Source organism: Ilyobacter polytropus DSM 2926, from assembly GCF_000165505.1.
Classification (GTDB): Bacteria; Fusobacteriota; Fusobacteriia; order Fusobacteriales; family Fusobacteriaceae; genus Ilyobacter; species Ilyobacter polytropus.
The window spans coordinates 1332217-1343579 of the sequence record NC_014632.1 but is presented as its reverse complement, the minus strand read 5'-3'; the positions used below and the strand labels follow the sequence as shown (position 1 = coordinate 1343579).

At 34.0% G+C, this 11363-nt stretch carries 7 protein-coding genes and 1 riboswitch; of the genes, 4 read left to right on the top strand and 3 right to left on the bottom strand.

Annotation, left to right across the window (positions count from 1 at the left end; genetic code table 11):
• The first annotated feature begins 84 nt into the window (after positions 1 to 84).
• Positions 85 to 1974: a molecular chaperone HtpG gene (gene htpG, locus ILYOP_RS06220; protein ID WP_013387682.1), complete on the top strand. Its 1890-nt coding sequence runs from the start codon at positions 85 to 87 to the stop codon at positions 1972 to 1974.
• Between the two features lie 31 nt (positions 1975 to 2005).
• Here the strand turns inward: htpG and ILYOP_RS06215 are convergent, their stop codons facing one another.
• Both ILYOP_RS06215 and ILYOP_RS06210 read right to left on the bottom strand, forming a co-directional pair.
• Entirely contained in the window at positions 2006 to 2578 is a 573-nt protein-coding gene (locus ILYOP_RS06215) for a nitroreductase family protein (protein WP_013387681.1), read from the bottom strand.
• 149 nt (positions 2579 to 2727) lie between these two features.
• Positions 2728 to 3675, bottom strand: coding sequence for a DMT family transporter (locus ILYOP_RS06210; protein ID WP_013387680.1), 948 nt, complete (start codon positions 3673 to 3675; stop codon positions 2728 to 2730).
• Positions 3676 to 3750: 75 nt separating this feature from the next.
• Positions 3751 to 3867: riboswitch (FMN riboswitch) on the bottom strand.
• Positions 3868 to 4258: 391 nt separating this feature from the next.
• Here ILYOP_RS06210 and ilvA point away from each other — a divergent pair.
• Positions 4259 to 5461 (top strand): threonine ammonia-lyase, encoded by a 1203-nt coding sequence (ilvA, locus tag ILYOP_RS06200; RefSeq protein ID WP_013387679.1) that lies wholly within the window; start codon positions 4259 to 4261, stop codon positions 5459 to 5461.
• Between the two features lie 196 nt (positions 5462 to 5657).
• Here the strand turns inward: ilvA and adhE are convergent, their stop codons facing one another.
• A complete protein-coding gene (adhE, locus tag ILYOP_RS06195) occupies positions 5658 to 8303 on the bottom strand; it encodes a bifunctional acetaldehyde-CoA/alcohol dehydrogenase (RefSeq protein ID WP_013387678.1) in 2646 nt (881 codons plus the stop codon).
• Positions 8304 to 9352: 1049 nt separating this feature from the next.
• On the opposite strand from adhE, the gene ILYOP_RS06190 reads away from it, so the two are divergent.
• Positions 9353 to 10636 (top strand): alpha/beta hydrolase family protein, encoded by a 1284-nt coding sequence (locus ILYOP_RS06190; protein WP_013387677.1) that lies wholly within the window; start codon positions 9353 to 9355, stop codon positions 10634 to 10636.
• Positions 10626 to 11363 (top strand): MlaA family lipoprotein, encoded by a 738-nt coding sequence (locus tag ILYOP_RS06185; protein WP_013387676.1) that lies wholly within the window; start codon positions 10626 to 10628, stop codon positions 11361 to 11363. Before ILYOP_RS06190 ends, ILYOP_RS06185 begins: the two co-directional genes overlap by 11 nt.

The window sequence follows — 11363 nt, the reverse complement described above, 5'->3', positions numbered from 1 at the left end:
CGACATATACTTGACATATATTTAAAAATATGTTAAAAAAATATTAGCACTCATTATAAACAATTGCTAACAAGGAGGACAAAAATGTCAAAAGAAACTTTAAATTTTCAAACAGAAACCAGTGAACTTTTAAATCTGGTAATCCACTCGATTTACACACACAAAGAAATTTTTTTAAGGGAGTTGGTTTCCAATGCAAGTGATGCAATAGATAAACTAAAATTTTTATCTATTACAGATAAAGGGCTTTTAGAAGGAGATCAGGATTTTAAAATAGAGATAGCAGCGTCAAAGGATAAAAAAGTTATAAAGATATCTGATAACGGTATAGGGATGAATCACGATGAGTTAGTTGCGAATCTAGGTACTATTGCCAAGTCAGGATCAAAGGCTTTTATGAAGGCAATGAAAGAATCTAAGAAACAATCTGACCTAGAGATAATAGGACAGTTTGGTGTAGGTTTTTACTCTGCTTTTATGGTAGCTGAGAAGATAACAGTTGCCACAAGAAGAGCTGGAGAGGAAAAAGCTTATAAATGGGAGTCAGACGGGAAAAATACCTTTGTAATAGATGAGATTAAAAAAGAGAAGAGGGGTACAGAGATAACCCTTCATATAAGAGAGGATAAAGAAAATCCAAACGACGAATATTTAGAAGAATACAAAATAAGAGAGTTGATTAAAAAGTACTCTGATTATGTAAGATATCCTATAAACCTAGAAGTTGAAAAAAAAGATGGGGATAAAACAGAAAAAATTATGGAAACCTTAAATTCTATGATTCCTATCTGGAAAAAAAATAAAACTGATGTAACTGAAGAAGAATATAACGAGTTTTATATTTCAAAATTTCATGATTGGGAAAAACCACTTATGAATATTCATATAAAAGTAGAGGGAAATATAGATTACACTGCTCTTCTTTATATCCCGTCAAGAACACCTATGGATTTTTATACTAAGGACTATGAAAAGGGACTTCAACTTTACACCAAAAATGTATTTATTATGGATAAGTGCAAACAACTTGTTCCAGACCATTTTAGATTTGTAAAAGGTTTAGTAGATTCTGCCGACTTTTCACTTAATATATCAAGAGAAATACTTCAACAGGACAGACAGCTGCAGAGCCTAGGTAAAAATATACAGAAAAAAATTCAGAGAGAGTTAGAAAATTTATTGAAGAATGACAGGAAAAAATATGAGCTTTTCTGGGATGCCTTCGGTACGGATATAAAAGCAGGTATATACAGTGAATATGGTTTACATAAAGATAATCTTAAAAATCTTTTGATTTTCCATAGCACTTTCAGTGATGATAAAACAACTCTTTCTGAATATGTTAGCAGAATGACTGAGGATCAGAAGGAGATATATTATGTCTCAGGTGAGGATCTTGAATCCCTTAAAAAAATGCCTCAGATGGAAGCAGTAAAGGAAAAAGGTTATGAAGTTCTTTTCCTGAATGAACGTGTAGACGAGTTTGCCATAAGAACTCTTATGGAGTTTGACGGAAAGCCTTTTAAATCTGTTACTGAGTCAAATTTAGACCTTGAAGACGAGATGGAAAAAAAGATTTTAGAAGAGAGTGAAGGAGAAAACAAAAATCTCTTAGACGGAATTCAAGATGCCTTGAAGGATAAAATATCCAAGGTAAAACTAACAAACAGATTAAAATCAAGTGCAGTCTGCTTGGTAAGCGGTGAAAACGGTATTTCTTTTGAGATGGAGAAAGTTATGAAGGATATTCCTGGACAAGAAGATGCTGTAAAGGCAGAAAGAATTTTAGAGATAAATCCATCTCACAATCTATTTAAGGCTTTAAAATCTATTTATGAAAAATCACCTGAGGAAATTGTAGACTATGCTGATATTCTTTACAATCAGGCACTTCTTGTAGAGGGGTTCCAGTTAGATGATCCTGTGGAATTTTCCAACAAGATAACTAATCTTTTGATAAAAGCATCAAAATAGAGGGCAGACCCTTTCGGGTCACCCTCTGTTTTTATTTTTCATCAATTATAAGCTCGTTTAAAGGCCTTTTAGGTACATAGTGAACATTATTTTCATCTCTGAAATAATTTATCTTTCCATTTTTTGCGTCTATAATTTTTATCTTTTCTGCAGATTCTCCTAGAGCTATGATAAGCTCCACCTGAAAGTCATCTGCTATATTCATTGCTTCTTTGACTTTATTTTTGTCAAAGGCTCCGATCATACAGCCTCCATACCCCATCTCTGTAGCTTTTAGCATAATATTTTGAGCGGCGATACCTATATCACAGTAAAGAGACTTTTCCGGAAGAGGAAGATTTTTATCACTGCACATGAGAATGTATGCCGAGGGACTTTCTGATTCTGAAGGGTTCCATTCTAGAAGACCAGCCCAGTGTGTGAGTGGAAATACTTTTTTTAAGCTTTCCTCTTGAATTACAGTTATATATTTAATTCCTTGCAGATTTCTGCTAGCAGCTGACAATCTTACACACTTCATTATTTCCATTATCTCTTCTTTGGTTATTTTTTTATCTCCAAAGCTTCTGATAGATCTGGTATTTTTAATTAAATCATAAATCATAATTTTACCTCCTGTTTTTATTTAAATTATAGAGAAACTTTTTTGCTTTTTCAAGGTAATATTTTATAAATTAGTTATAATCATTAGAAGTTAAGGCTTCTTGAAATCCAAATAGAAGGCATAAAAAAATCTCTCCCCAGGAGAGATTTTTATATATTTTGAGAAATTTCTTCATTTTGATGTTTGGAGTTGTTTTGGGTGATGTTATATATAGATATAAGCATTATAAAGACACTGATCCATTGGACTGGACTTAGAATATTCCCGTTGAATATATAATCAAATAATATACTCGATATGGGGAAACAAAGTTCACACATGGTAGCAACATTTGCCTTTATGTAATTTAATCCCTTGTAGTAAAGCAGTATTGCTCCACTACCGCTGGTAAGACCGATTATTGTAAAAATAATCCAGTGTGTTTTTGTAGTGGCTGATATGCCTCCGAGACTTCCTGTATAAAGAGTTATTAAAAACATTATAAGGCTGGTAAAGCCATACCTTAAATACAGAGCAGTCCTGAAAGAAGAGTTTTCCAGGACTTTTTTACCAAATACCGTACCGCTTCCAAATGAGAATGCTGCAAGGAGAGATAAAAGACTGGCCTTGAACATATTTCCTCCATTTGCTATTTCCGGAACATGAAATTCAAAGGTTAGAAAATATCCTGCTAATAATGATATAGAAGACCATAAAAGGAAATTTTTTCCTATTTTTTCCTTTAATATAATCCTGGCAAGAATTATAGCAAAAACAGGCTGGAGTTTTTGCAGAAGCGTCACCACAGTGAGGTGCTTGAAATTAACTAAAAACAGGGCTTTTACAATGGCTAAAGTACCTATAGAACCTCCGAATAAAGCAATCAGGAAAAAATAGATAAAATCTTTTCTAGGTATTTTTTTTGCTGCTTTTATTTCTTCTTTTCCAAATAAAACAGACATTCCTGCAAAAGGAAGTAGATGTAATATAAACACTACCAGTGGAACGCTTAGAGAGTATAGTCTAGGAGTCAGGACTACCCCGTCAAATCCCCATAAGACTGCTGCACCACAGATAAACAGAGCACCTATCATTTCTTTGTTTTTATAAGAATTCATGAAAACCTCCAGTAAATAAAAAAACCCCGAAAAAGGGGCTTATAATTCTAAAAACAGCATTGTATAAAATATGCTGTGATCTCTATCCTATCCAGACTATAACTGTCGGTTTCGGAATTTCACCGAATCAAGGCAAAAGCCTTAGCGGACTATACCGCCGGTGGGGAATTACACCCCGCCCCTAAAGATCTTTGTATTTTTATTTTGATTATATCACTCCTGAGATTCTTTGTCAAAGACTGTTAGATATTAAAAAAAGGTTGACAATAGGACTAAATAAATGTACTATATTTAAATATAAAATTATTTTTGGAGAATTAAATATGAATATATTTCTTAAAGAAAAAAAATATGAAAATATTATAATAATAATTAGCTCTCAGGTGTGGACTGTTTAAAAACTAGCGTTTTTAACATAGAAGTTCAGACCTCATTTTGATACAAACCAGAAGAGGCCTGAGCTTGAGAGTATAAAATATACATTGAGCTTGAGCCAAAAAGGTTTAAGCTCTTTTTATTTTGTAAATATTCATTTTTAAATCTAAAAAAATTAATTGATATAATCTTATGGGGGGTAGGAATTATGACAGTAGCATTAGAAGATATAAAAAAAGCACACAATACTTTAAAGGGTTCTGTGAAAAGAACTGCTTTGGCTGATTGTCCGGCTTTGAGTGAAATAACTGGAAATGAGGTATATCTTAAACTGGAAAATCTTCAAAAGACAGGTTCTTTTAAGATAAGAGGAGCTTTAAATAAAATATCCAATCTTACTGAAGATGAAAAATCAAAAGGTGTAATAGCATCTTCTGCAGGTAACCACGCTCAAGGTGTTGCACTAGGTGCAAAAGATATGGGGATCAAGGCAACAATAGTTATGCCAAAAAATGCTCCTCTTGCTAAAGTGTCTGCAACCAGAAGTTATGGTGCAGAGGTAATATTGCATGGTCCTGTATATGATGATGCCTATGCAAAAGCCTGTGAGATTCAAAAAGAAACTGGGGCTACCTTTGTACATCCCTTTGATGATGAATGTGTTATCGCAGGTCAGGGAACAATAGGGCTAGAGATATTAGAGGATTTAGAAGACGTTGATGCTATCGTGGTTCCTGTAGGTGGAGGAGGTCTTCTAGCAGGGATAGCGGTAGCTGTAAAATCTATAAACCCAGATATAAAGGTAATCGGGGTAGAAGCCTCAAATGCTGCCTCAATGAAATCAGCTCTTCAAAAAGGCTATGTCCATGAGATAAATACAAACTCTACAATTGCCGATGGTATAGCAGTTAGAAAGGCAGGAGAGGTGACCTATGGCCTTATTAAAAAATATGTTGATGAGATAATTACCGTTACTGAATCTGAGATAGCTCAGGCTATATTGTTTCTCATAGAAAAAAACAGAGTAGTAACTGAAGGTGCAGGAGCTGCATCTCTGGCAGCTGTAATTTCTGGAAAACTGAAAATGACAGGTAAAAAAATAGTGTCTATAATTTCCGGTGGAAATATAGATGTGAATTTTATGGAAAGAATATTAAATGAGGCCCTTATAAAAGAGGGTAGAAGATTTAGGTTCAGGGTGGATATTCCTGACAGGGCAGGGGCCCTTCAAGACCTTCTGGAAGGAATAACCAATCAGAATGCAAATATAATTCAGATATATCAGTCTATGTTTAGAGAAAATCTTGAAATAGGAAAGTATGAGATGGATCTTGTAATTGAATGTGCTGACATGGAGCACAGAGAGATAATAAAAAGAGAACTTATAGATGCAGGATACGACATATATTAAAATTAAATATTTATATATAAAAAAATAAAAAAGCCTCCATTCTTATTAAGAATGGAGGCTTTTTGGTACAGAGGTGAATTATCAGATCTTTTGAGTGAGCATTTATAAGACTTTTATGGACATTTCATATTCTGTACCTTGTGAGGTATTTATCTGATAATTTTCCTGAAATAAATCCCTTGTTAAAAATTTTTAATTATTGAGCTTTTTTTTCGTGAGCTTTTTCTTTAGTTTTTTCTTTTGTAACTTTAAGGTTGTTTATTTCGTTGAATTTTTCAACTCCGTAGTAAGCTCTTAGGTACATCTCTCTAAGTTCTTCCATAAGAGGATATCTAGGGTTTGCACCTGTACACTGGTCGTCAAATGCATCTTCAACCATTTGATCAAGTTTTCCTAAGAATTCCTGTTCAGAGATTCCGTAGTCAGCGATAGTTGCCTTTATACCGATCTCTTCTTTAAGATTTCTTATAGCAGCTCTTAGAAGTTTAGTTTTCTCTTCAGGATTTTCATTTCCTTTTGTAAGACCTAAGTAGTCAGCAGCTTTTGCATATCTACTCTTAGCATTTGGATATTTATATTGTGCGAAACCAGCCATTTTTAACGGTTTGTCAGTAGCGTTAAATCTGATTACCTCATCTAATAAAAGAGCATTTGCAGTTCCGTGAGGAAGGTGGAATGCAGCACCTAGTTTATGAGCCATTGAGTGACATACACCTAGGAATGCATTTGAGAATGCCATACCGGCAGCACAAGATGCATTTGCCATTTTTTCCTTAGCTTTTTTAGCTTTTGCTCCGCCCTTTACTGATTCAGGAAGATATTTTAATGTAAGTCTCATAGCTTCTAAGGCTAGAGGGTTTGTAAAGTCAGATGCAAGTATAGAGGCATAGGCTTCAATAGCGTGAGTCATTACGTCTATACCAGATGCAGCAGTAAGACCCGCAGGCATAGAAAGCATTAATTGTGGATCAACTACAGCTACATCAGGAGTAAGTTCATAATCTGCCAATGGATACTTGATTCCTGTCTTGTCGTCTGTGATTACTGCAAACGGAGTAACTTCAGAACCGGTTCCTGCAGATGTAGTTACAGCCCAGAATTTAGCCTTTCCACCCATTTTAGGGAATTCAACTATTCTCTTTCTGATATCCATAAATGTCATAGCAAGATCTTGGAAATCTACTTCAGGATGCTCATACATTACCCACATAATTTTGGCGGCGTCCATAGGAGATCCTCCACCAAGGGCTATGATTATGTCAGGCTGATAACTTTGCATCATTTCAGCACCTTTTTTTACTATAGATAAAGTAGGGTCAGCTTGTACATCAGAGAATATTCTAAAGTCTACCCCGATATCTTCTAAAACCTTTGTGATATGATCTGTATATCCGAGTGAAGCTAGCACTGAATCTGTAACAATGACAGCTTTTTTCTTCCCTTGAAGCTCATTTAATGCAACAGGAAGAGAACCGTATTTAAAGTAAACTTTCTCAGGAACTCTGAACCAAAGCATGTTTTCTCTCCTTTCAGCTACAGTTTTTATGTTTATAAGATGTTTAACTCCTACGTTTTCAGAAACTGCATTTCCTCCCCAGCTTCCGCAACCAAGAGTAAGAGAAGGAGCTAGTTTAAAGTTAAATACATCTCCGATAGCACCTTGGGCTGCAGGCATGTTTATAAGAGTTCTTCCTGTCTTCATTGTGTTTGAGAATTTAGATATTTTATCAACTCCGTCTAGCTCATCAACATAAAGAACAGAAGTATGTCCCATTCCACCTAATTCTATTAATCTGTCGGCTTTCTTTAAAGATTCATCGAAAGACTTTGTTTTATAAAGAGCTAATACAGGAGAAAGTTTTTCGTGTGAGAATGGCTCTTCTAATTCTACTGATTCCACTTCTCCTACAAGTACTTTTGCATTTTCAGGGACATCTACTCCTGCCATCTTTGCAATTTTATATGCAGATTGTCCTACAATATCTCCATTTAAGTGACCGTCAATTACTATTGTTTTTCCAACTTTAGAAATTTCGTCTCCCTTTAGTATGTATGCTCCTCTGTCTGCTAATTCTTTTTTAACTTCTTCATAGATGTTTTCTGTTGCAATTACAGCCTGCTCAGAAGCACAGATTACTCCGTTATCAAAAGTTTTAGAAAGAAGTATTGAGTTTACAGCCATTTTAATATGTGCAGTATCATCAATGATTACAGGAGTGTTTCCTGCTCCAACCCCTATAGCCGGTACACCAGAAGAGTAAGCCGCTTTTACCATTCCAGGTCCACCTGTTGCAAGGATAAGGTCAGCAGATCTCATAAGTGTATTTGAAGCTTCGATAGAAGGCTCTTCTATCCATCCTACGATATTTTCAGGAGCCCCTGCCTTTACAGCAGCATCTCTTATTATTCTAGCAGCTTCAACAGTTGCTTTTTTTGCTCTCGGGTGTGGAGAGAAAATAATAGCATTTCTAGTTTTTAATGCAATAAGAGCTTTGAATATAGCTGTAGAAGTAGGGTTTGTAGTGGGAACTATTCCAGCGATAACCCCGATAGGTTCAGCTATTTTAGTTATTCCATAAGAAGCATCTTTTTCTATTATTCCGCAAGTTTTAACGTCTTTATATTGGTTGTAGATATATTCAGAGGCGAAGTGGTTTTTTATAACCTTATCCTCTACTATTCCCATTCCAGTTTCTTCAAAAGCCATTTTAGCAAGTTTGATTCTTGAAGCGTTGGCAGCCAGAGAAGCTTCTCTAAAAACTTTGTCCACCTGTTCCTGAGTAAAAGTTGAGTATTGTTTTTGAGCTAATCTTACATTTACGATAGTTTGTTCGATTGTCATAATATCCCCCTTTATAAAATATAATTTTATTTGTTATTTAGATTGTGAAAAAATTATTTCTTTGTTCTCAACTAGATGATACATCTAAGTGAAAAAAATGTCAAGTTAAAAGATTAAAATTTAATCTTTTGTTTTTTTAAAAAAATTATGGTTAAAAAACTAATAAAAACGGTGGTTAAAAACCATTAGATTAATTTATAGTTAAATTTTGAACACTTTATAATCTTCAAAAGATCAAAAAGTAATCTAAAAATTCGAGTCAAAAGTTGGACAGTTCATGTGAAAAAAATACACTAATACTCTGAAAATGTTGAAAATATTAATATTTTTGATGCATTTAAAAACAGTATTTTATCATTATAAAAGGAAAAACTTTTAAAAGAGCTAATTTAAATATTAAATAGAAATTATTTTTAATAAATTCTTGTAAATTACTGACTTTATTTGAACCTGTTACTTTTCTCTTGAAAGAAAAGTAACCAAAAGTTCAAGAATTTTCAAATGTCTAGGAAGTAGATATTTCTTTTATCGCCTTTGTAAGCTACAGTCCTCGGTTCCCTGCGGAACTTATTCTGTAGGACGGCTGAGTGCAGGTTCTTTCCTGTATAAGCCCTGCGACTTGAAATTCAAAAAATATAAAACCGTATGATCTATCTATAAGAAATAAGCGCAAAGGTTTACCAAGGTTTATTCACACAAAAGTTTTTTTTAAGTTTTTGGCCATTGATAAAATAAGCGTTAAGAATGACTGAGAGAAATCTCTAGAAAAAATCAACTGTCTGAGCAAAGCGAGTTTTGATTTTTACTTAGATTTCCGAAGGCATTTAGCTTATTTTTCACAGGCCTTGATTTTTGGTTACTTTTCATCAAGGAAAAGTAACGGAAACTTTGGATAAATTCAATACTTTAATTTGAAATTAAAAGCACCCTAGGTGAAATTATTTTTTCTATAGTGAATAAAATGGATTTTAGATTAACTTATTTTAATTTGAGTTGTATTTTTAAGTGGTGTAAGATTAGTTGAGTAGATAGACAAAGGAGGCTAACGAATGAAAAAAATAATATTTATTTTTGTCTTAATTATAAGTATGACCTCCTATTCCCAAAGAGAATACAATTATCCCTTTGAGGACCCGTATATAGCAACAGTAATAGGAAGTTCAAATATGATGACAAGTGGAGTAAGTGAAGAAGTTCCAAGGCGAGAATATACGATCCAAATAAATCCTGATGAGAAACCACCAAAACATTTATGGTATCACAAAGGGTTTCAGTTTTCCCTTGTAAAACAAAACCATAAGGCTCCCTTGATATTTCTGATAGCAGGGACAGGAACATCTTATTCATCATGGAAGATGAAGAGTTTTGAGAGAATATTTTATGATGCAGGATTTCATGTTGTATCTATTTCTTCTCCTGTAAACCCAAATTTTTTAATTACGGCATCAAATATCAAAATGCCTGGGGTTTTATTTAATGACAGTCATGATGTATATAAGGTGATGAAATATATTTACAAAGAGATAGAAGATAAGGTAGATATAGAGGAGTTTTATCTCATGGGCTACAGTCTAGGAGGCACACAGGCTGCCTATGTGACCATGCTTGATGATGAAGAAAAATATTTTAATTTCAAAAGGGTGCTTATGGTAAATCCTGCAGTGAACCTTTATGAATCTGCAAAGATACTAGATGATATGTTAGATAACAATATTCCAGGAGGAAGAAAAAATGTAGGCCAGTTTCTGGAGAAAATCTACCGAGAGTTAGGGCAGCATATAAAAGGGGACAATGTAGAGATAAATGAAGATACTATTTATGATTCTTTTAAAGACAATTATCTTTCTCAAAAAGAACTTGCTGCACTTATAGGAATAGCCTTTAGAGTAGCGGCAATTGATGTCAATTATTTAGGTGATGTTCTCAATAAAAGAGGAGTCTATGTTCCTAAAGACAGAGATATAGGGAAGTTTGAATCTTTAGACCCTTATCTGGATAACATTAATTTTGCAAGTTTTACTGAATACGTGAGAAATATAGCCTATCCTTATTATGCAGAGATATACGATGGTCTTACTTTAGAAGAGCTCATCTCAAAAACCGATATACATGAGATCAAAGATTATCTAATAAAAAGTGAAAAAATAGCTATGGTAACCAATGAAGACGAACTTATATTAACTCCTGATAATTTGAAATTTTTAAAAGAGACTTTTAAAGGAAGAAGTATAATATATCCTAGAGGCGGACACTGTGGAAATATGTATTATACGACCAATGTGGAAAACATGGTAAGATACTTTCAAAAAGGGGTGTTTGCCCATGAAAATTAAATATATGATAGTTCTAATTTTAATTGTATTTGGAGTATCCTGCAGTTCAGTAGAGAAAAAATCGATCTCCAAAGAAAATGAAAGAATACTGAAGATGAAAGAAGACAGTGGGAATTACTTTAGAGCCTATGATCCATGGGAACCTTTTAACAGAAGGGTGTATTATTTCAATGCAAAATTTGACGAATATATATTTCTTCCTGTTGTGGACACCTATAGGTATGTAACACCGAACTTTGTAGAAGAAGGGGTACATAATTTTTTTAGTAATCTCAGTGAAATTAAAACCTTTTTCAACTCATCCCTTCAGTTAAAGGGAAAGAAAAGTCTTGTAACATTTAACAGATTTACAATTAATAGTACTTTTGGAATTTTAGGTTTCTTTGATCTGGCCTCACGAGTTGGTCTAAGGCAATATAAGGAAGACTTTGGGCAGACTTTGGCCTACTATGGAGTGAAGTCGGGACCTTATTTAGTTTTGCCACTTCTTGGGCCTAGCACCTTAAGAGATGCCACTGGCCTAGGTGTGGATACCTTAGTCCAGAATTATGCAGACCCTTTGAATCTAGGAGATGCCAGCAGGAATGATACAGAATTTCTGGTAACAAACTCAGTAGACAACAGAAGTAATGTTAATTTTAGATATTATAGTACGGGAACTCCCTTTGAATATGAATATCTGAGATTTTTATATATTAAAATCCGTGAAATACAGGGTCAAAATTGA